We start from the raw sequence: 21,026 nt of genomic DNA on the forward strand, positions 1-21,026 counted from the left end.
GATCGACGGGTGTATTCACCAGAACCATGTATTTCGAGTTCGTCTGTATGACGGAATTCTGCATCCGAAGCTGCTCGCTTGGCATGCCAACGAGTTCGGTCAGGGCTGGTGCGAGAAAAATGGTCGGCAGAGCGTCAACCTCGCCTCGATCAGCTTGTCCCAGATCAAGCGGCTTCCCGTTCCGGTTCCCCCGGTAGAAGCACAGGCTGATCTGGTCAGCGCAGCCGAAGAATGGCTGAGTGTCCTGGACACCGGCGAGCGTCTGGTGCGTGGAGGTCTCGCGAAGGCTACCGTGCTACGGAAGGCGTTGTTGGCGGAGGCGTTCGCGGGGCGGCTGGTGGCGCAGGATCCGGCGGATGAGTCGGCGTCGGTGTTGTTGGAGCGGATCCAGGCGGAGCGGGCGGGTGCGGTGAAGGCGCCGAGGCGGCGGCCACGCAAGCTTCCGGCGCAGGAGGGGCAGTCTGCGGCGGCGGTGGGGACCGCGTCCCGGCCGATGGGAGAGTGGGCCTCCGTCGAGGCCGTCGTGTCCGCGCCGATGCTGCCGCTCGACGATGTTGCCATCGATAACGACAAGGATGTGCTGGGGTGAGCGCGAAGGCACGGCAGCTCGTCGCGAAGCTGTGGAACTACTGCGACGTGCTGCGCGATGACGGCGTCTCCACCATCGACTACGTCGAGCAGTTGACCTACCCGCTGTTCCTGAAGATGGCGCACGAGCGGGCTTACCGGAGCTTCAACCCGGACGTAGCCCTGCGGCCAGTCGCGGACCGGTGGCAGAAGCTGCTCGACTACGACGGCGACGACCTGGAGACCGCGTACCGACACACCTTGGAGGATCTCGCCAAGGAGGCGGGCATGCTCGGCGTGATCTTCCGCAAGGCGCAGAACCGCATCCAGGATCCGGCGAAGCTCAAGCGGCTTATCGTCGATCTGATTGAGAAGGAGGAGTGGTCGTCGACCGGTGTCGACGTGAAGGGTGACGCCTATGAGGAGCTGCTGGCCAAGAGCGCCGAGGACATCAAGTCCGGCGCCGGCCAGTACTTCACTCCCCGCGCGCTGACCGCGGCCATAGTCGACTGCCTCCAGCCGGGTCCGGACGACACGGTCTTCGATCCTGCCTGCGGCACCGGCGGCTTCCTGCTGGCCGCAGCCGACTACATCCAGCGCCATCATGGCGCCACGCTGTCGCCGGAGCAGCGCGCCGGCTTTAGCCGCGGAAAGATCCGGGGTATGGAGCTGGTAGACGGCACCGCCCGGCTCGCCGCGATGAACATGCTGCTGCACGGCATCGGCCACCCCAACGGCAACACCCTCATCGACGTCGGGGACGCGCTCGCCGGCCGGTACGGCGGGAATCCGACGATGATCATCGCCAACCCGCCGTTCGGCAAGAAGTCCTCAATCACCGTGATCGGTGAGGGCGGCCGCGCTGGCCGGGACGATATTGCGTACAGCCGGCAGGACTTCTGGACGACGACCACGAACAAGCAGCTCAACTTCGTCCAGCACATCGCGTCGTCGCTGGACGTGGACGGCCGGGCCGCCGTCGTCGTGCCCGACAACGTGCTGTTCGAGGGCGGGGCGGGGGAAACGGTCCGCCGCCGGCTGCTGGCGGAATACGACGTCCACACCCTGCTGCGGCTGCCCACCGGTATCTTCTACGCCGGCGGGGTCAAGGCGAACGTGCTGTTCTTCGACAGGCGCCGGGCTCGGCCGGGCAGGCCGTGGACGGCGACCCTGTGGGTGTACGACCTGCGGGTCGGCCAGCACTTCACGTTGAAGCAGAATCCGCTGCGCCGCGAGCACCTCGGCGACTTCGTCGCCTGCTACCGGCCGGGGGAACCGCGCGGCACCCGCACCGAGTCCGAGCGGTTCCGCCCGTTCGACTACGATGAGCTGGCCGCTCGGGACAAGGCGAACCTCGACATCACCTGGCTGCGCGACCCCAGCCTTGACGACGCCGACAGCTTGCTACCTCCCGACGTCATCGCCCGTGAGATCGTTGAGGATCTCCAGGCCGCCCTGGTCGAGTTCTCCGCGATCGCGGACGCCCTCGCGGCCAACCGCTCCGCCGACGCCACCGCTACACCGGACGATGCCGCCTCGTCCGACTGAGACCTTGCGGTGTGAAAGGGCCTGACGCGCCGCGACCCCATCCCGTGGTCCGCGTCGCGGGTTCGACACGGACGTTTAGTCCGCCACGTCTGCTCGCAGCACGGCCTCGGCCAGCTCGACTAGTGAACCCTCATCGGGCAGCGACCATCGCAACGGTCCTTGGACGGAAACGGGTGCGCGCTTCCACCCCGCCCGCCGCCAGATCTCCATCACCAAGCCGGATGGGGCGTACTGGCGGCCGTCCACCGCCCAGACCAGGGGTTTCGAGCGGCTGTTCACCCAGGTGGCCTCCGCCCGCCGTGGATCCGCCGCCAACCATCCGCCGATCGCGCGTTCCTCGGGCTTCCCCGCGGTCGAGAACACCAACCGCGTACCCTCGCTGATTCTGCGCGCATCGACCAGAATGCCCACCGTGTTCGGACGTCGGCTGCGGCGGTCCGCCTTAGGCTTGTTGTAGTCCTCCGGCAGCACGGGCTCCGGGCGATCGGTCCTCATGTCCCATAGCACCTGCGCCACCAGTGGCTCGCAGCGCTCGGCACTGGTGAGGGTGCTACCGATGAAGGAATTCCGGCCGAAGGTCTCGTCGATGCGTAGCACCAGCCAGCCGACGGTCTGCCTGACGAGCGCCGGGACTCCATCGAGTCGCGTGGACCAGTCCTCGTCGGGATCGTCGATGCCATCCAGGGTGATGTGCGCGAAGATGATGTGCGCCACTAGCAGATCGCCGAGTTCGGCGACGGCCTCCGCGCGTCCGCGCCAATGATCGCGGGTGTCGTGCAGGTTCTGCTGGATGGCGCGGAAAGTCCGCACGCAGCGCCAGATCCGCAACGCCGACGGGCGGCGGTTTCCGAACAGCAGGGTGTAGGCGCCCTTTGCGCCCCGCTCCCACAACAGGGAGGAATCCTTCTTCGCGCGGACGACCAGCTCGACGGAGGAATGCGCACATGCCAGCGCGACGGCGGCGTGAACGACCGAGCACCCTCCCTCGGGAGGTGGATCGATCTCCCCCCGCTTGAGGACATAGGTCTTGCCGAGAGTGAGAGCGAAATCGTCTTTGATGTCGGTCTGTACCTGGTCCAGGGCGACGAAGTCGCGCAGCTCCACGTCGTTCTGCGTGTTTGTCGTCTGGGTGATGGTGGTCGCGAGGTCAGTGGGCGCCCGGCCCAGAACAATCACGCGGACTCCGACGAGAGCCCCGCCGGCCACGTCCGGGCTCTTCTTCACACCGTCGCCGATAGCGACGACAGTCTGCGCGCCGTTGACGACGCTCGCGCCCTCGAGGGTCAACTCGGCCGGGCCGTTCGGCGTGCTACGGCTGAAGGGATTGAAGGTGAGGCTGTCGCACAGTATGGTGATTCCGTTATTATAATACCAGAAATTCTCGGGTGTCGTCGTCAATGTCTCGACGATACCGCTGTTAATCTTCGTGGTACCGAGACTGGTACGGATGTTCCTGCTGAACAACAGATTTCCGTGCTGGGTATACCAGTCGGCGATCTCGCCTGCCGCGACGATCCCGGAATACGCCGTAAGAGGACGGCGAAGGTCGAACCACTCCTGCATTCTGGCGACGAGTCTGATCGGCTGTGGGGCGTTGCGGCGCAGGAGCATCGCCCTGATGTCCGCCGCCAGGCAGTACTCGATATCCAGGACGTCGCCGTGCTTGTTGAAAATTTTGACGGCGTCGTCGAATTTCTGCCGGACCTCGGCCGAGGGCGCCTGGCTTCCCATCAGGACGATCGTCATGGTGATACGCCGGCCGGCGTCGAGCAGTACCGTACGCACCCGTTCCGCGAGCACCTGAAGTCGCTCGTTGAAGCGGTCGAATTCGTGCTGGTCGATCAGGCGGAGTCCTTCGAGTGTCTTGAGCGCATCGCCGGTATTGAGGCCGGCCTCGCCGCGGTCGCTCCACTTCGACTGGATCAGCCAGAGTTGTGGCTCGCTCCTGGCCACGGCGATCGCGTCGATACCGAAATCGTTACGCCCATCGATGACCATCTCGGCGGCCTCGGCTGTGTCACAGTCGACCCGGTCCCGTGCTACCAGTGCGGCCAGCGCACGGGAGAGGAACTTGCGGCGCCGCTCGGCCGGATCCGGATGGGTCACGTCGCTGGTGTCGATCAGGCCGTCGAACTCGCGCGCCAGTGCCTCCCTGACCGCGACGACGGCCCCGGGAACTGGTCTTCCCGCTCTTCCACTCACCTGATCCACCGCCCCCTTCGCCGCACTGTGTATACGAGCTTACGGGGCGTCCCATTTGCGGGAGTAAAGTATCTCCTCTTGGCTGAGTAGCCGGCTGTGCTCTGGCTGCCGGACGTGAAGCCGGGCGGCCGAGACAGGGACGCGGACGAGATGGCCTGTAAGCCCCGGACTGGCCAGCGCCCTGGCCACCATCATCAAACGACTCCGCGATGCCAACGGCGGCCCTATCCATCTGGTCGCCTGCTACGACATGTACGAGCGCGTTCCCTATCTGCCGTCCGCCAGTCACAGGCGGGGCGGTGCTGTCTGCCTGGGGGCGGCTCGCAACGGGAGGGGTAGGGCCCGATGGGTAGCCCGGCCGTAACGGCCGACAGCACCTTGGAAGGTAACGCGCGGCTCACCGCCACCAGCCGGCCCCCGACCAGCCGGCCCATCACCGTCTTCGCCGGCGCCGAGACCACCCCACCCCGGCCGACCAGCGGCACCACCCTCGGTGAAGCTGAACTGTGGAGGGTTAGGCACGGTTCCGCGGTCCGCGACTTGTGACGGCCACGGGCCCTTGGACCTTGCTTCGGGGGTGCCGAGCGGCTTGGGTCAGAGGTGCCGGTACACCTCACGTCGATGGGCGACGTGGACGATCATGACGAGAATGCGGGTGTGGTCGACCTGGTAGATCACCCGGTATTCACCAACTCTGATCCGCAGTATCCTGGTAGGTTGGCCGGTGAGGGCCCGGGCCCCCGAGGGGCGGGGTTCCGCCGCGAGTCGTGTTACCGCGATCAGGATCCGTCGAGTGGTGGAGGCGTCGAGCTTGCGCAGCTCTCGCAGCGCCGCAGTCGTCCACTCGACGGTGTGCGCCACGTCAGTTCAGGCCGAACTCGGCGAGGACGTCGGCGTGGGGTACGCGAGGCTCCTCGGCGGCCAGCGCCTCTCGGGCGACGGCGAGATCCGCTTCGTCCTCCGCCGCTTCCAGCTCACGGAGATCTTCTATGGAGATCACTGCCGCGACCGCGCGGCCGTGACGGGTCAGGACGATCCGCTCATGGGCGTGCTCCGCCTTGGAGACGATCTCGCCGAGGTGGTCGCGTGCCTCGCTGATCGGCATCTCGCTCATCCCCAGATTGTACAAACCGGGGAGTGGTCGGGCCGCTGAGGCGGACGAGGTGGCCTGTAAGCCGGGTCCTGTACCGGCTAGCCTCACGGCTCGTCGGCGGCGACCATCTCTCTCGGGCTGCCGTTGCCGGCAGCCTCTAGCGGTCCACCCGCAGGCTCGGGCGGGCAGCCCTCGAACGCCTGCGCGGTCCGCGGCCTCGCGGCTACGGGCCTTCTGACCTTGCTCCGGGCGGGGTTTACCGAGCCGCCCAGGTCACCCTGGGCGCTGGTGCGCTCTTACCGCACCGTTTCACCCTTACCGGCGCCGGAACCGGCACCGGCGGTCTGTTTTCTGTGGCACTGTCCCGCGGGTCACCCCGGGTGGGTGTTACCCACCGCCCTGCCCTGTGGAGCCCGGACTTTCCTCGGCGACGCCGGACGAGCCGGCACCGACGCGGCCGCCCGGCCAACTCGTCCGCTTCCTTCAGTATAGAGTGCTTCCCGGTCTACGCTTCCTGGGCGTAGGGCTGATCGGGCTGTCGGTGCGCGGAGCCGGCCGATCGGGCGGTATGGCGGCGGATCAAGGAACAGGACGATCATGACGGGACCGAAGCAGCCGGGCCGAGGGTTCGGCAACGCGAGGCGTACAGCCTCTCCGCCCGCCGTTCCGCCCGCGCCCGCGGCGCCTGCGGCGGCCGGGCAGACCCCCGCGGCCTCGCCTTCCGGAACGCCCGCCGGCCAGGTTCCGGTCGGTCCAGCCGGTCCGGTCGGTCCAGCCGGTCCAGCCGGTCCAGCCGGTCCAGCCGGTCCAGCCGGTCCAGCCGGTCCGGCCGGTCCGGGCGCCGTGGCGCCCGTTCCGCACCAGCCGGCCCACCCGGGCGGACCGGATTCTCCCGGCGTCCCGGGTGCGCCCACCGGCGGGGCCCGGCCGCCGCGTCGCGGGGTTGCCTACACCACCTATGCGATCACCGTGCTGGTGCTGCTCATTGCGATCGCCGTCGTGGTCTTCGTCGTGCAGAACGACGCGCGCGTGAGCATCTGGCTGTTCGGTTCGACCAGGCAGATGTCGGTCGCGGGTGCACTGGCCGCCTCGGCCGCCGCCGGTCTCGTCGTCGGCCTACTCATCGGTGTCATTCCTCAGATCAGGCTGCGCCGCGAGTTGCGCCACCTGCGTCGCGCGGCCGGCCGCCGGTAGCTGAGCAGAGTCCTCGGCCGCGGGTCGGCCGGTAGCCGGTTGGTGTAGCCGGTTGGTGGAAGGCACGTCGGCAAGATGCCAGGCGGATCCCACCGCGTCGGTACAGTCCGGGTCGTGACGCCGTTGCGAACAGATCTGCCACCGGGAGCACAACTCCCGCCACGCCCAGCGAACGCACCGGCGCCCGGCACCGTGCTGCCGTCCCACTACGTGCGGTGCTTCGCCTGCGGTGACCAGTCCGCCCACGGACTGCACCTACGGGTCGACGCCGATGCCGGCCTCGCGCTGTGCGCGACGTTCGAGGTGACCGAGCATCATCAGGGAGCGCCGGGCCTCGCCCATGGTGGCCTGCTCAGCTGCGCCCTCGACGAGGCGTTGGGTGCGCTCGGGCATCTGACCCGGACCAGCCTGGTGACCGGCCGGCTGGAGACGGACTTCCTGCGGCCGGTACCCGTGGGCACCGTCCTGCACCTGAGGGCGCGGGTCGAGGGCGTGCTCGGCCGGCGGGTCTACGCCAGTGGCGAGGGACGATTGAACAGCCCTACCGGACGGGTCGCGGTCCGGGCCCGAGGGCTGTTCGTCGACGTGCCCCTGGAGCACTTTGTCACCCAGGCCCGGGCCGAGGACATCCAGGCGATCGAGCAGGATCCGGACCTGATCCGGCTGCGCGAACATCAGACCATTTCCTGATCTTCGAATCTCCTGGTCTTCGAATCTCGGAATCCGCTCACGGGCGGGACTCGTTTGCTCGCCGTGATGCGACCGCACGGACCGTCACATCTCCGTCACAGATCCGTCACAGATTTAGCTGGCACGGTGGGCGTGGCCTCCGGGTCTGTCGGGATGCTCCATCGACCGTTGCCTCGGCCACTGCGTCGGAACGTTCGGAGCGGCGGTCGGCCCCGGCGGCCAACCCTCGCCGGCTGTCGGTCGGCTCGCGGCGGAAAGCTCGACGGAAAGGAGGGCGCGGTGCCGGCGATGTCGCTGCGCTCTGGCGATCCGGAGCGGATCGCCCGGTTCACGCTCACCGCGCGGCTCGGCTCCGGTGGTATGGGAGTCGTCTACCTCGGCATCGACGACGAGACCGGAGGGCCGGTCGCCCTCAAGGTAATCCGGTCGGACTTCACGGCCGATCCCGAGTTCCGCAGCCGGTTCCGTCGCGAGGTCGCGGCCGCCCGGGCGGTCGACGGTGCCTGCACCGCGAGGCTGGTCGATGCCGATCCCGACGCCGAGGATCCGTGGATGGCAACCGAGCACATCCACGGCCAAAGCCTCGCCGAGGCGATCGCCGACCGGGGCGCGCTGACCATGCCGGTCGTCATGGCGCTGGCGACCGGGCTCGCCGAGGCCCTGAAGGCCATCCACGACGCCGGCATCGTCCATCGGGACCTGAAACCGGGCAACGTGATCCTCAGCGAGGACGGCCCGAAAGTGATCGACTTCGGCATCGCGGCGGCGGTCGACGCGACGGCCGCGACCAGGACGGGGGTGTTGCTGGGCAGCCCGGGTTATATGGCCCCGGAGCAGGTCACCGGACGCGGCGAGATCGGCCCGCCGGCGGACGTCTTCGCCTGGGGCCTGACGGTACTGTTCGCCGCGTCGGGGCGACCCCCCTTCGGGACCGGCCGGCCCGACGCACTGCTGTACCGGGTGGTCCACGACGAGGCCGACACCGGGGATGTTCCGCTGGCCCTGCGCCCAGCGGTCCGCGCGGCGTTGCTCAAGGAGCCTATGGCCCGGCCGAGCGCCCACGCGTTGCTGCGCGTGCTGATCGGGTCTACTGGCGACCCGGAGCGCGAGACACGCCGGATACTGCGGGACGCCTGGCTCGCTCCACCGGTGACGACCCGCATGAGGAGCCTTCTGCCGGCCGCGGAGGAGGATACCCATGACGCCAAGACGCAGATCCGCCTCGATGCGCCGGAGAGCGCCGGCGCGTGGGTGCGAGTGAGCGACGGTGCGGGGACAAACGGTGCGGGGACAAACGGTGCGGGGACAGCGGGCCGGGCGCCACGCGGGACCGGTGATCCGGCGGGGGACCCCGGGCAGGCTGGCGAGCTTCGGCAGGTCGGCGAGTCCGGGCAGGTCGGCGAGTCCGGGCAGGTCGGCGAGTCCGGGCAGGTCGGCGGGTCCGCGCTCGGCGAGGATGACGATCAGGCCGGTGGCCGGCCGGCTGACGGTGATCATGATGCGGCCGCTTCCGCCGGGGCAGCTCCCGCCGGGGCGAAGCGGCCCCTGTCCGGCCGGCGGGCCCGTGCCCGGCGCCACCCGCGCCGGACCGCGGGTCTGGCCGCCCTGGCCGCGACACTCGCGGGTCTGGCCGCCCTGAGCGCCTCCGAGGCCGCCGGCGACCTCGGTCCGCAGGCCCCCGGGACGGCCGCCAGTTCCCAGGCGACAGCCGGGGAACCGGGGCCCGGCCCGCACGGCGTGCCACTCACCCCGTCGTCGCGTGACGACGTCCCGGCCCGATCGGGACGTACTCCTGGGCCACCGGGGCTCCCCGCGCCCTCACCCTCTGTCATCGTTCCTCCTGCCGGCCTGTCGTCGGGGCGGCCGATCCCCGGATTCCGGGGCACGGTCGGCCAGCTCATGCAGGCCAAGGCGTTCACCGGCTTCGTCACCGCGCACGACACCCAAATCGTCTTCCTCGACATCTCCACCCTCGCCGAGGGTAACGAAGGGGCCTTCTACCCCGGACCGGACTTTGGGGGGGACAACCGGCCCAACTTCACCCTCTTCGACGCGTGCGGGGCGCTCGGGCCGGGGGAGCCGCCCGGCTTCGAGCCGGGGAAGGAGTGCTTCGGGAGCACGTACCGCCTTGCCGAGATGGCGCACAGCGGTGCTTCCTTCGGCTACGTGCAGGGTTCCTACCGGCTGCGTGGTTATTTCTGGGTCGACCTGGTACCCGGAATGCACCAGGGATTCGTGAACATCAATCTGCGGGCCGTCGACGCCCGGGATCTTCCGCGTTGACGGACCGGTGGTGTTCCGCCGGGTTGGGCCCATTTTTCAGGAAAAAACTAAATAAGGAAGGTTTGTGCATCCGGTGCGGGTCGGGTGCCCGCGGTGTTTGTACGGCCGGGTTCATGGAGACGAAGAGGAGGCAGACTCACGCTCTGGGGGTGCCCGGTGTTCCAAATTCTCTGGATCGTTCTGGCCGGTCTGGTGATCGGTCTTCTGGCCCGTCTGATCGTCCGGGGTCGGCAGAACATCCCACTCTGGCTGACGGTCGGGTTCGGCATCATCGGCGCGCTGGTGGGTAACGTGATCGCGAGCGCGCTCGGCGTGCGCCACACCGGCGGCTTCGACTGGATCCGGCACATCCTGCAGGTTGGTGTCGCGGTCGCGCTGGTCGCGATCGTCTCCCCGATGTGGGCGGCGCGTCGTGGGCAGAGCACCGGCACCCGGCGCACCGCGGGCCGACCCTAGCCCGGTGTGCGCACCAGGCGGTCCGGTGTGCACACCGGGCGGTGATGCGGGGACGCGGCCGGTCAGCGGCCGCGGCTCACCCAGTCGTCGTAGTCGACACCCTCCTCACCGATGGTCGTGTCGTCGCCGTGACCGGTGTGCACGACGGTGTGCGCGGGCAGGGTGAGCAGCCTGGTACGGATCGAGGCCAGGATGGTCGGGAAGTCGGAGTAGGACCGCCCGGTCGCCCCGGGACCCCCGCGGAAGAGCGTGTCGCCGCTGAACAGGACCGGGTCGCCGTTGATCTCCCCGAACAGGCAGATCCCGCCGGGAGAGTGGCCCGGGGTGTGCAGGACGCGCAGCGCGCCACCTTCGGGCAGGCCGATGAGCTGTCCGTCCGCGAGCGCACGGTCGGGCGCCCGGTGCGGATAGATCGCCTTCCACAGCACCACGTCGGCGGGGTGCAGCGCGATGGGCGCCCGGACCAGGTCCGCGAGCTCCGCCGCCGCATTGATGTGGTCGTTATGACCGTGCGTAGCGATGATCGATGTGACCGCGCGGGTGCCGATGGCCGCCGCGATCACCGACGGGTCGTGCGCGGCGTCGATGACCAGTACCTCGTCGTCGTTTCCCACGAGCCAGATGTTGTTGTCGACCGTGAACGACTGACCGTCGAGCGTGAAGTCGCCGCGCGTGATCACCCGATCCACCCGAAGCCCGGTATTGACGATCATTGCGTCCCCTCCTCGACCCGATCGGTCTGCCCGCTGCCCGCTGCGCGTGTCGCGGGTGCCGTCGGACGGCGGTGCACCCGGTGGGGTCGACCGTATCCGGCGGTTCCCGGCTCCGGGTGAGCCCGCCGCCGACGAACCTCGCCAGTGAACAAAGGTTCAGTGAACGATGGTTCAGTAGACGGCGGCCCGGTGAACGACGACTCAGAGGATGACGACGCTGCGCAACACGTCGCCGCGCTGCATCCGGGTGAACGCCTTCTCGACGTCGCCGATCCCGATGGTCTCGGTGACGAAGGCGTCGAGGTCGAGCCGGCCCCGGCGATAGAGGTCGATGAGGATCGGGAAGTCGCGGCTCGGCAGGCTGTCGCCGTACCAGGACGACGACAGGTGACCGCCGCGGCCGAGGACCTCGGCGAGCGGCAGCTCCACGGTCATCGCCGGGTCGGGTACACCCACCAGGACCAGCCGTCCCGCTAGGTCGCGGGCGTCGAAGGCCTGGCGGTAGGTCTCCGGGCGGCCCACCGCCTCAATGACCACATCGGCGCCGAAGCCGTCGGTGAGCGCCCGGATGGCCGCCACCGGATCGCCTGCCGTGGCATTCACGACATCGGTGGCACCGAAGTGTCGGGCCCAGGTGAGCTTTCGGTCGTCGACATCGACCGCGATGATCTTCCGTGCTCCCGCGATCGAGGCGCCGGCGATCGCCGCGTCGCCGACCCCGCCGCAACCGATCACTGCCACCGTCTCACCCCGGGTGACCCTGCCGGTGTTCACGGCGGCACCGAAACCGGCCATCACCCCGCAGCCGATCAGCCCGGCCGCCTCTGGCCGGGCCGCGGGGTCCACCAGCACGCACTGGCCCGCGGCGACCAGGGTCAGCGGCGTGAACGCACCGATGCCCATCGCCGGCGCCAGCGGCGTCCCGTCCGCCAGGGTCATCGAATTTCGCGCGTTGCGGGAGTCGAAGCAATACCAGGCCATGCCGCGCCGACAGGCCCGGCAGGTTCCGCAGGGGGCCCGCCAGGCCAGCACCACGTAGTCACCGGGGGCCAGACCCACCACGCCCTCGCCCACCGATTCGACGGCGCCGGCCGCCTCGTGCCCCAACAGGAACGGATAGTCGTCGTTGATCGCGCCCTCGCGGTAGTGCAGGTCGGTATGGCATACGCCGCAGGCGCGCACCCGTACCCGTGCCTCGCCCGGACCCGGATCTGGAACAACGATCTGCTCCAGCGAGACCGCGGCGCCCTTCTCCCGGGCCACCACCGCTTCCACCGTCTGCGCGCCCATCTCGGATCCCTTCTCCTCGAGTCTCCTCGAGCACCGGTCGGAGAGATGAATCCCTCGTCGAACCGGAGCGGTCACCCCGGTGTCTGACTTTCCTACCTCCGTTGGTGAGGTCCGTCCAACGTGGTCACGCCGCTCATGGTGCGACACGCCGCTTTACGGCCACCCGGCGCCACCGAGAACGGGTCGGTGTCGGTACGCTCCTACCGGTCCGTTTCTGCTCTTTGTAGAAGGAGCAACCCCTCAGTGGTCCGTTTCACCGACACGTCGTCCGTCGCCTCACCGACCCGCCGCTTCTACGGGGAGGTGACGGTCGGTGATCCCCGCCTGTCCGAGGACGGGCGGCTCGAGGCCGGCGGTGAGAGTGTCGATGCGGGGGTGGGCGAGCCCGGGCCCACCGGGCGGCCGCTGCCGTCGTTTCCCGTCCCGCCCCCGCTGGCGTCGCATGGTCCCGCCTGGATCGTCGCGATGTGCAACCAGAAGGGCGGGGTCGGCAAGACCACCAGCACGATCAACCTGGGTGCCGCGCTCGCGGAGTACGGCCGGCGGGTACTCCTCGTCGACTTCGATCCTCAGGGTGCGCTGTCGGTCGGGCTCGGCGTCAACCCGATGCAGTTCGACCTGACGGTGCACGACCTCCTGCTGGGCGGGGACGCCGACGTCCGCGAGGTGATCGTCGAGACCCAGGTCGACGGGCTCGACCTGCTGCCGAGCAACATCGACCTGTCCGCCGCGGAGGTGCTGCTGGTCACCGAGGTCGGCCGCGAGCACAGCCTCGCCCGCGCGCTGGCGCCGATCCTCGACGAGTACGACGTCATCCTCGTCGACTGCCAGCCCTCGCTCGGCCTGCTGACCGTGAACGCGCTGACGGCGGCGGACGCCGTCATCGTCCCGCTGGAATGCGAGTACTTCGCGCTGCGGGGAGTGGCGCTGCTGTTGCAGACCATTGACAAGGTGCGCGAGCGGCTCAACTCACGCCTGGAGCTCGCCGGTATTCTGGCGACCATGTACGACGCCCGCACCCTGCATGCCCGGGAGGTGCTGGCCCGGGTCGTCGAACGGTTCCCGGACGAGGTGTTCCACACTGTGATCAACAGGACGGTTCGGTTCCCGGAGACCACGGTGGCCGGCGAGCCGATCACCACCTACGCCCCGACGTCGGTGGGGGCTGCCGGCTACCGGCGACTCGCCCGGGAACTGATGGTCCGGCACGACACGCCGCCGGCCGTCGGCTGAACCGAGACAACGGGGCGATCGGGGCGAAAAGGTAGCGACGTGCTGTTCCACCTTGCCGAACCCGCGGCGCTTCTCGGGATCCTCCTCGCCTTCCTCATCGGGATCTTCGCCCACGACGCCGCCCAGGTGCTCGTGGCCTGGCTGGTCCGTGACCCGACCCCGATGCGCTCGGGGCGGCTGACGACGGGCCTGAAGGACCGGCTCAGCCCGTTCAGCGGAGTCGCTGTCTTCGTCGTCGGCTACGGCTGGGCCGAGTCGGTGCCCATGAACGACGTGTGGCGGCGGCGCCGGTTCCAGGTGGCCGCCGCCGTCCTGGCCGGACCGCTGGCGTATCTCCTGCTCGCCCTGGCAACCCTGGCGGTGTTCCAGCCGCTCGGCGAGCCGGGGCTGGTGCGGCTCGGTGACCGCGTCACCGAGGTGACGGTGCCGAACAGCTTCGGTGCCGAGCTCGCGTTGTGGATGGCCGTCACGTTCGGGTCGATGTTCATCGTCAGCCTGATCCCGGTCCCCCCGACAGACGCCGGGCGGCTGCTGTTCCTGCTCGGCCCGACCACGGCCGGCTGGCGCAAAGCCCGGTACCAGTTAGCCGAGCGCAACATCGGGTTGGGCATCCTGCTGGCGTTGTTGCTGCTGCCGGTGCTGTTCGTCGGATTCCCCTCGGTCATCGGCCAGCTCATCGGCCCGTTGCTGCGGGGACTCGCCTCGCTGATAGGCCTCAACCTGGGGTGATGATGATCACGCCGACGCCGCCGGGGCGTAGCGTGGCGCCATGACCCGGTCTCGAGCCGCTCCGGCCGCTCCGGCCGACCAGGGCGACCAGGCCGACCAGGCCGACGGGAGGGCCGCCCCGCGTACCGGCGTGCCGACGGGTCGTGGTGGGCGCACGGAGACCTTCGTCGTCGAACTCGACAACTTCACCGGCCCCTTCGACCTACTGCTCTCGCTCATCGCCAAGCATCGCCTCGACGTGACCGAGGTCGCGCTCTCCCAGGTCACCGACGAGTTTGTCGCGCACATCCGGCGGCTGGGGGACCAGTTCGACCTCGGCCAGGCCACCGAGTTCCTGGTGATCGCGGCGACCCTGCTCGACCTGAAGGCGGCCCGGCTGCTGCCGGGTGCCCTGTCCGAGGACGAGTCGGCGGACCTGGCCCTGCTGGAGGCCCGCGACCTGCTTTTCGCCCGGCTACTGCAGTACAAGGCGTACAAGGAGGCTGCGGCGCTCTTCGCCGGCCTTATGGCCCTGGAGGCGCGCCATACCCCCCGGGCGGTACCCCTGGAGCCCCGTTACGCCGCCGCGCTGCCGGAGGTCCAGATTGGCATCGGCCCGACGGAGCTCGCGGCGCTCGCGGCCCGGCTGCGTGAGCCGCCGCTGCCGCCGCTGGTCGCGACCGATCACGTGCACCTGCCCCGGATCAGCGTGCGGGAGCATATGCTCGCCGTCATCGCGATGCTGCGCGAGGTGGGCACCGCGACCTTCGGGATGCTGTGCGTCGGCTGCCGGCAGACCATCGAGGTGGTGGCCCGGTTCCTGGCGCTGCTGGAGCTCTTCCGCGAGGGCCGGATCTCCTTCGACCAGCAGGTCCCGCTCGGTGAGCTGACGGTGCGCTGGATCGCCCTGGATCCGGCGGTCGAGGCCGACGCCCCGCCGATCGGCCACGGGCTGTTCGGATCTGATCGGTACGGTGGGGACGCGGAGGAGGAGTCGCGGGAGGTGGCGTCGTGACTGGGACTGCCGGGACTGCCGGGACTGCCGGGGAGGCCCGGCCGCCGCTGGGTGCGTTGCTTGAGGCGGTCCTCATGGTCGCGGAGAAGCCGGTCGGCGTCGCGGAGCTCGCGACCGGCCTCGGCGCCCCGGCGCTGGAGGTCGAGCGGCTGCTCGCGCAGCTCGCCGAGCAGTATGCCCACGACGGCTGCGGCTTCCGGCTGCGGCACACCGGTGGCGGCTGGCGCTTCTACACTGCGGACGAGTGCGCCCCCTGGGTCGAGCGCTTCGTGCTCGCCGGCCAGTCGGCCCGGCTGTCGCAGGCTGCGCTGGAGACCCTGGCCGTCGTCGCCTACCAGCAGCCGGTGAGCCGGGGGCGGATCTCGGCGGTGCGGGGTGTCTCCGCCGACGGAGTCATCCGCACCCTCACCGCCCGCGGCCTGGTCGAGGAGGTAGGGCACGATCCGGAGACCGGCGCGATCCTCTACGGCACCACCGACTACTTTCTCGAACGGATGGGGCTGCGCGGGCTCGACGAACTGCCGCCGCTCGCCCCCCTGCTGCCCGGTCTCGATGAGATTGATGACATTGTTACGTCATGAGCACCAGGTTCCCGTCATGAGTACCGGTGACCGCCCGGACGAGCCCCAGGACCAGGGCATCCGGCTGCAGAAGGTGCTGGCCGCCGCCGGGGTGGGCTCCCGCCGGCACAGCGAGGAGTTGATCGCTGCCGGTCGGGTCCGGGTGGATGGCACCGTGGTGCGCGAGCAGGGCCGCCGGGTCGATCCCGAAACCGCCCTCATCGAGGTCGACGGTGAGCGGATCGTCACCAGGGCGGGCCTGGTCCACTTGGCGTTGAACAAGCCGCGCGGGGTGCTCTCGGCGATGTCGGACGACCGGGGCCGGCCGACGATCGCGGATCTGCTCATGGAGTTCGGCGGCGGGCTGTTCCACGTTGGCCGGCTCGACGCCGACAGCGAGGGGCTGCTGCTCGTCACCAACGACGGGGAGCTCGCGCACCGGCTCACCCATCCCTCGTTCGCCGTCCCCAAGACCTACCTCGTCGAGGTGTCCGGTCCGCTGCGCCGCGACGTCCTGCGCCAGCTGCGCGCGGAGGTCGAACTCGACGACGGCCCGGTGCGCGCGGACTCGGCGCGCGTCGTCGACAACGCGAACGGACGGGTGATGGTCGAGGTCGTTGTGCACGAAGGGCGCAAGCACGTCGTCCGCCGGATGATGGACGCCGTCGGCCACCCGGTGCATCGGCTGGTGCGCACCCGGTTCGGGGCGGTGTCGCTGGGAACCCTGCGCGCCGGGCGGGCCCGTCACCTCACCCGTCACGAGATCGGCACCCTGTATCACGGCGTCGGTCTCTAGGCTCGAGGCTTTAGGCTCAAGGCCATGGTCGGGTCGGGATGGGATGTCGCATGCCTTCCGCGCCTGCGCCGGGTCGGGGTCGTCGGCACGGGCCTGATCGGGACCAGTATCGGTCTCGCGCTGTCGGCAAGGGGCATCGAGGTCCTGCTCCGCGACGTGGACGAGGCACAGGTTGCGCTTGCCGAGAAGATGGGTGCCGGGCGGCCGTGGGCGGGGGAGCGGGTCGATCATGCGGTCGTCGCCACCCCGCTGCCGAGTGTCGCGGCCCAGGTACGCGCCCTGGCCCGCTCCGGCCTCGCGGACACGATCAGCGACGCCGGCAGCGTCAAGGTCCGACCGTTGGTCGAGGGAGTCCAGCTCGGCTGCGACCTCACGACGTGGTGCCCAGCCCACCCCATCGCCGGCCGGGAACGGCACGGGGCCGTCTCCGCCCGGGCGGACCTGTTCGCCGAGCGGGTCTGGGCGGTCTGTCCCGTCCCGCACACCGGGTCGGCCGCGGTGCACGCCACGGTGGCGCTGGCGTTCGCCTGCGGGGCTACGCCGGTGCGGACCACCCCGCAGCGTCACGACGCGGCGATGGCGTCGGTCTCCCACGTGCCCCAGATCGTCGCGAGCGCGCTCGCGGGGGTGCTCGTCGGGCTGCCGGAACGGGACGTGCCCTTCGTCGGGCAGGGGTTCCGCGACACCACCCGGCTCGCCGACAGCGACGCCGAGCTGTGGTCGGGGATCATCGAGGGTAACCGCGGCCCGATCGCCGAGCGGGTGCGTTCCCTCGGCGCCCAGCTCACCGCGCTCGCCGGCGTCCTCGACACCGGTTCCGGTGACGAGGTCACCGCCGCGGTCTCCCGGCTCATGCGGTGCGGCCAGGCCGGCCGTGCGCTGCTTCCGCGCAAGCCCGGCGCCCCGGCGCAGTCCTGGGGCTGGGTGGGGGTCGTGCTCGATGACCGGCCTGGCCAGCTCGCCGCGCTCGTCGGCTTCATCAGCCAGTGGCAGATCAACATCGAGGATGTCGGGCCCTTCGAGCACAGCCTCGACGCACCCGCCGGCATCGTCGAGCTCGCGGTGGACCCGACGGCCGCGGACGAGCTCGTCGACCGGTTGACGCTCAACGGCTGGACGGCATACCGGCGATCCTGATGCCGTACCGAGTAGCCTGATCCGGGTTGCACATGTCGGCATCCGCGGGGGCGCGATCCGACAACTTTATTATGTGACCGGGACGGAGGAATCGGGTGAAGCCCGACCACGGGTCTGCGCTGTCGGCAGGAAGCATGGTCACCGACAGCCGGGAGGGAACGTCTGCGCCGCTCGGGTCCGAGGGAGATGGTCCCGCGGTCCACGAAGGCGGGGCCGAGGGTCTGATCGTGGCGGTCGACGGTCCCGGAGGGTCGGGGAAGAGCACCGTGGCCCGCGAGATCGCCCGCCGTCTCGGCCTGCGGTACCTCGACACCGGGGCGATGTACCGCGCAGTCACCCAGCTCGCGCTGGAACGGCGGATCGACATCGAGGACCCGGCGGCGGTCGCGGAGCTGGCCGAGCGGGCGGTGATCTCGGTCGGTACGGACCCGGACGAACCCTCGATCGCCATCGACGGTGTCGGGGTGGACGCCCAGATCCGCACCCGCGCGGTGACCAACGCGGTCAGTGCGATCGCGGCGGTGCCGGCGGTGCGGGCGTTGCTCGTCACTCAACAGCGTCAGGTGATCGCCGCCGCGTTGCCGGCCGGCGGCATCGTCGTGGAGGGTCGCGACATCGGCTCGGTCGTGGCGCCGGGCGCCCAGATCAAGGTCTTCCTCACCGCCTCGACCGAGGTCCGTGCGCTGCGTCGCTCCCGCCAGCTCGGGGAGAAGGGCGTTGACGACGTCGCCCGGACCCTCGCCGAACTCGACCGGCGCGACGCGCTCGACAGCAACCGGGCGGCGGACCCGCTGGCTATCCCGCCCGACGCGATGGTTCTGGACTCGACGGCCCGGGCGGTGCCCGAAGTCGTCGACGAGGTGCTTCGGCGTTGCGAGCAGCTGCCGAACCGGATGAGATGACCACGTCGAACCCCCGCGCTGAGGCTCCCCGCGCTGAGGCCGCTCGGCCGGGCGACGGTGCCGGCGAACGTGCCGCGGAGGCGGCCGGGCGGGCCGCCCGGGTCGCGCGTGGACCGGTCCACCGGGGTGCCGCGTCACCGGTCTACAACGACCTCCCGCACCGCGTCCTCAAGCCCGGGGTCCGCTGGTTCCTCAACCGGGTGGTCATGCAGATCAGCCTGGAGGGGCTCGAGAACGTCCCCTTCGACGAACCGTTGATCTTCGCTGGGAACCACAGCAGTTGGCTGGATGGCCCGTTGGTGGTGATCGAGTCCCCGCGGACCGTGCGCTGCCTGAGCAAGATCGAGATGTACCGGGGGGTGCTCGGCCGGGCGCTGCTGTTCAGCGGTCAGATTCCGATCGATCGTGATCGGGCCGACCGGGAGGCCCTGCACACCGCACTGGACGAGCTCTCCCGCGGCGGGGCGATCGGGTTGTTCCCCGAGGGCACCCGGGGCAGCGGGGAGATGGCGGCGGTCCAGCACGGCATCGCCTACCTCGCGGTGCACGGCCGCTGCCGCGTCCTACCGGTGGCCTGCATCAACACCGGTGCCGCCCTGCCCCGGGGGGCGCGCTGGCCGCGCCGGTCGGTGCCGATCCGGGTGGTCTTCGGTGCGCCGTTCGCGGTGGAGGTGCCGGCGAACCCACGTTCGCGCAAGGCGCTGGCCGCCGTCGCGGAGGACATCCGGGTGCGCCTGCTCGACCATCTGGCGACCGTCCGGGCCGGAAAGGCCTGCGGTGAGGCCGGCGGGACCGGCGGGGCTGACCGGGCCGGCTCCGGGTAACCTGAGCAAGATCGCTGCTCGCTCCGGACGGGCGGGTGAGAGCCCCCGGCGATCCGACCACGTTCGAGTGCCCGGCGCCGAGCCCGGGAATCACAGGCGATCCCGTCCCACGATGACAGTTGGCAGTGACAGTGATGAGCGGACAAGACCTATCAACGGACCTCGGCGCGGCCGGGTTCGACCGGTTCGCCGACGGTGGCTTCGGCGATGACGTCGGTGGCCTCGGCGATGACGTCGGTGGCCCCGACGGGTTCGTCGGCGAGCTCGACGGCGAGTTCGCGAGCCCCGGGGCCGGTCAACCGGTGGTGGCCGTCGTGGGGCGACCCAACGTGGGCAAGTCGACGTTGGTCAACCGCGTCCTCGGCCGGCGCGCCGCGGTCGTCGAGGACGTCCCCGGGGTGACCCGTGATCGCATCGCCTACGACGCGGTCTGGAGCGGGCGGCGGTTCACCCTCGTCGACACCGGCGGCTGGGAACCCGACGCGACGGGGCTGGCCGCCCAGGTCTCCGAGCAGGCCCGCGCGGCGCTCGACACCGCCGATGCGGTGCTGTTCATCGTGGACGTCGTCACCGGCGCCACCGACGCCGACGAGGCGGTCGCCCGGGTGCTGCGCCGCTGCGGGCTGCCAGTGATCCTGGTGGCGAACAAGGTCGACGACGTACGATTCGAGGCTGATGCGGCGGCGCTGTGGAGCCTCGGGCTCGGCGAGCCGCACCCGGTCTCGGCCCTGCACGGCCGGGGCAGCGGAGACCTGCTCGACGCCGTGCTCGCCGCGTTGCCCGAGGCGCCGCGCGAGATCCTCACCGAGTCCGACGGCCCCCGGCGGGTCGCGCTGATCGGCCGGCCCAACGTCGGCAAGTCGAGTCTGCTGAACAAGATCGCCGGCAGCCGGCGGTCGTTGGTGCACGACGTCGCCGGCACCACCCGGGACCCGGTCGACGAGCTGGTGACGGTCGGCGGCGAGGAGTGGATGTTCATCGACACCGCCGGGCTGCGCCGTCGCGTCCGGGAGGCCTCCGGCGCCGAGTACTACTCGTCGCTGCGCACCGCCTCGGCCCTGGAAGCCGCCGAGGTCGCCATCGTCCTGCTCGCCGCGGACGAGCCGGTGACCGAGCAGGACCAGCGGGTCATCTCGATGGTCGTCGACGCGGGACGGGCCCTCGTCCTCGCCTTCAACAAGTGGGACTTGGTGGACACCGACCGCCGGCTCACCCTGGAACGGGAGATCGTCCGCGACCTCGGCCGGGTCGCGTGGGCGCCGCGGGTGAACGTCTCGGCCCGTACCGGGCGTGCGACCGACCGGCTCGCCCCCGCGCTGCGCACCGCGCTGGAATCCTGGGGTACCCGGATCCCGACCGGCCGGCTGAACACCTGGCTGGGTGAGGTCGTCGCCGCGACCCCGCCGCCAGCGCGTGGAGGGCGGGTTCCGAAGGTTCTGTTCGCGACCCAGGCCGGAGTGCGCCCGCCGCGGTTCGTGGTGTTCACGACGGGTTTTCTGGAGTCGTCCTACCGCCGGTTCCTGGAACGCCGGCTCCGGGAGGACTTCGGCTTCGCCGGTTCGCCCATCTCGATCTCGGTGCGGGTGCGTGAACGCGGCGACCGCAGGGGCGGCGGCTGACGGTTGGACCGGGTTCCGGCCGCCAGCCGGGCGGGTTTTCCGGACCGGCCGGACGGCCGGGACGGCGTGACGGCGGCTTACGACGAAAAAACCCGTTGAGCAGGCTCACAAGCCTGACCAACGGGTTTTACCACCTCTGTCGGGACGACAGGATTTGAACCTGCGACCCCCAGACCCCCAGAGTGGTGGTTGATCA

20 protein-coding genes and 1 other RNA gene are annotated in these 21,026 nt (G+C 70.1%); 15 read left to right on the forward strand and 6 right to left on the reverse strand.

The features are described 5' to 3' along the window. Both AC08OV_RS12860 and AC08OV_RS12865 read left to right on the forward strand, forming a co-directional pair. Nucleotides 1-589, forward strand: a 589-nt coding sequence (locus AC08OV_RS12860) for a restriction endonuclease subunit S domain-containing protein (RefSeq protein ID WP_476619718.1), incomplete at its 5' end; no start/stop codon positions are given. Beyond that, nucleotides 586-2,115 (forward strand): class I SAM-dependent DNA methyltransferase, encoded by a 1,530-nt coding sequence (locus AC08OV_RS12865; protein WP_476612809.1) that lies wholly within the window; start codon nucleotides 586-588, stop codon nucleotides 2,113-2,115. The genes AC08OV_RS12860 and AC08OV_RS12865, both read left to right, overlap by 4 nt. A gap of 75 nt (nucleotides 2,116-2,190) precedes the next feature. On the opposite strand, the gene AC08OV_RS12870 is transcribed toward AC08OV_RS12865, so the two are convergent. From AC08OV_RS12870 to rnpB, 4 genes are all read right to left on the reverse strand, one after another. Beyond that, entirely contained in the window at nucleotides 2,191-4,317 is a 2,127-nt protein-coding gene (locus AC08OV_RS12870) for an AIPR family protein (RefSeq protein WP_476612808.1), read from the reverse strand. Between the two features lie 594 nt (nucleotides 4,318-4,911). Then, complete coding sequence (locus AC08OV_RS12875; RefSeq protein WP_476612806.1) at nucleotides 4,912-5,178, reverse strand: type II toxin-antitoxin system RelE family toxin; 267 nt, start codon at nucleotides 5,176-5,178, stop codon at nucleotides 4,912-4,914. 1 nt (nucleotide 5,179) lies between these two features. Then, a complete protein-coding gene (locus AC08OV_RS12880; RefSeq protein ID WP_462189044.1) occupies nucleotides 5,180-5,431 on the reverse strand; it encodes a type II toxin-antitoxin system Phd/YefM family antitoxin in 252 nt (83 codons plus the stop codon). Between the two features lie 41 nt (nucleotides 5,432-5,472). After that, nucleotides 5,473-5,883, reverse strand: an RNA gene (gene rnpB / locus AC08OV_RS12885) — RNase P RNA component class A. 370 nt (nucleotides 5,884-6,253) lie between these two features. Here rnpB and AC08OV_RS12890 point away from each other — a divergent pair. The 4 genes from AC08OV_RS12890 to AC08OV_RS12905 all read left to right on the forward strand — a co-directional run bounded on the left by AC08OV_RS12890 (nucleotide 6,254) and on the right by AC08OV_RS12905 (nucleotide 10,033). Continuing rightward, nucleotides 6,254-6,604: a lipopolysaccharide assembly protein LapA domain-containing protein gene (locus tag AC08OV_RS12890; RefSeq protein ID WP_476612805.1), complete on the forward strand. Its 351-nt coding sequence runs from the start codon at nucleotides 6,254-6,256 to the stop codon at nucleotides 6,602-6,604. A 114-nt stretch (nucleotides 6,605-6,718) separates the two neighbouring features. Then, nucleotides 6,719-7,294 (forward strand): PaaI family thioesterase, encoded by a 576-nt coding sequence (locus tag AC08OV_RS12895; RefSeq protein WP_476619719.1) that lies wholly within the window; start codon nucleotides 6,719-6,721, stop codon nucleotides 7,292-7,294. A 288-nt stretch (nucleotides 7,295-7,582) separates the two neighbouring features. Beyond that, nucleotides 7,583-9,577 (forward strand): serine/threonine protein kinase, encoded by a 1,995-nt coding sequence (locus AC08OV_RS12900; RefSeq protein ID WP_476619721.1) that lies wholly within the window; start codon nucleotides 7,583-7,585, stop codon nucleotides 9,575-9,577. 156 nt (nucleotides 9,578-9,733) lie between these two features. Next, complete coding sequence (locus tag AC08OV_RS12905) at nucleotides 9,734-10,033, forward strand: GlsB/YeaQ/YmgE family stress response membrane protein (RefSeq protein ID WP_462186285.1); 300 nt, start codon at nucleotides 9,734-9,736, stop codon at nucleotides 10,031-10,033. Between the two features lie 62 nt (nucleotides 10,034-10,095). Here the strand turns inward: AC08OV_RS12905 and AC08OV_RS12910 are convergent, their stop codons facing one another. Further along, complete coding sequence (locus AC08OV_RS12910; protein WP_476612803.1) at nucleotides 10,096-10,746, reverse strand: MBL fold metallo-hydrolase; 651 nt, start codon at nucleotides 10,744-10,746, stop codon at nucleotides 10,096-10,098. 201 nt (nucleotides 10,747-10,947) lie between these two features. Next, complete coding sequence (locus tag AC08OV_RS12915; RefSeq protein ID WP_476612802.1) at nucleotides 10,948-12,036, reverse strand: S-(hydroxymethyl)mycothiol dehydrogenase; 1,089 nt, start codon at nucleotides 12,034-12,036, stop codon at nucleotides 10,948-10,950. A 243-nt stretch (nucleotides 12,037-12,279) separates the two neighbouring features. On the opposite strand from AC08OV_RS12915, the gene AC08OV_RS12920 reads away from it, so the two are divergent. From AC08OV_RS12920 to der, 9 genes are all read left to right on the forward strand, one after another. Beyond that, complete coding sequence (locus tag AC08OV_RS12920) at nucleotides 12,280-13,269, forward strand: ParA family protein (RefSeq protein WP_476592406.1); 990 nt, start codon at nucleotides 12,280-12,282, stop codon at nucleotides 13,267-13,269. A gap of 39 nt (nucleotides 13,270-13,308) precedes the next feature. Next, nucleotides 13,309-13,998: a zinc metalloprotease gene (locus AC08OV_RS12925; protein ID WP_476612801.1), complete on the forward strand. Its 690-nt coding sequence runs from the start codon at nucleotides 13,309-13,311 to the stop codon at nucleotides 13,996-13,998. Between the two features lie 40 nt (nucleotides 13,999-14,038). Further along, nucleotides 14,039-14,992: a segregation and condensation protein A gene (locus AC08OV_RS12930; protein ID WP_476612800.1), complete on the forward strand. Its 954-nt coding sequence runs from the start codon at nucleotides 14,039-14,041 to the stop codon at nucleotides 14,990-14,992. After that, nucleotides 14,989-15,573: an SMC-Scp complex subunit ScpB gene (gene scpB / locus AC08OV_RS12935; RefSeq protein WP_476612799.1), complete on the forward strand. Its 585-nt coding sequence runs from the start codon at nucleotides 14,989-14,991 to the stop codon at nucleotides 15,571-15,573. Before AC08OV_RS12930 ends, scpB begins: the two co-directional genes overlap by 4 nt. A gap of 16 nt (nucleotides 15,574-15,589) precedes the next feature. Further along, nucleotides 15,590-16,348 (forward strand): pseudouridine synthase, encoded by a 759-nt coding sequence (locus AC08OV_RS12940; RefSeq protein WP_476612798.1) that lies wholly within the window; start codon nucleotides 15,590-15,592, stop codon nucleotides 16,346-16,348. Nucleotides 16,349-16,372: 24 nt separating this feature from the next. Then, nucleotides 16,373-17,485 carry a prephenate dehydrogenase gene (locus AC08OV_RS12945; RefSeq protein WP_462186277.1) on the forward strand — a complete coding sequence of 371 codons (1,113 nt, stop codon included), beginning with the start codon at nucleotides 16,373-16,375 and terminating at the stop codon, nucleotides 17,483-17,485. A gap of 95 nt (nucleotides 17,486-17,580) precedes the next feature. Continuing rightward, complete coding sequence (cmk, locus tag AC08OV_RS12950) at nucleotides 17,581-18,387, forward strand: (d)CMP kinase (RefSeq protein WP_476612797.1); 807 nt, start codon at nucleotides 17,581-17,583, stop codon at nucleotides 18,385-18,387. Then, nucleotides 18,384-19,211, forward strand: coding sequence for a lysophospholipid acyltransferase family protein (locus AC08OV_RS12955; protein WP_476599230.1), 828 nt, complete (start codon nucleotides 18,384-18,386; stop codon nucleotides 19,209-19,211). Before cmk ends, AC08OV_RS12955 begins: the two co-directional genes overlap by 4 nt. A gap of 134 nt (nucleotides 19,212-19,345) precedes the next feature. Next, entirely contained in the window at nucleotides 19,346-20,830 is a 1,485-nt protein-coding gene (gene der / locus AC08OV_RS12960) for a ribosome biogenesis GTPase Der (RefSeq protein ID WP_476612796.1), read from the forward strand. Nucleotides 20,831-21,026: the final 196 nt, after the last annotated feature.

This window comes from Frankia sp. CeTa3Moorea, assembly GCF_978021225.1.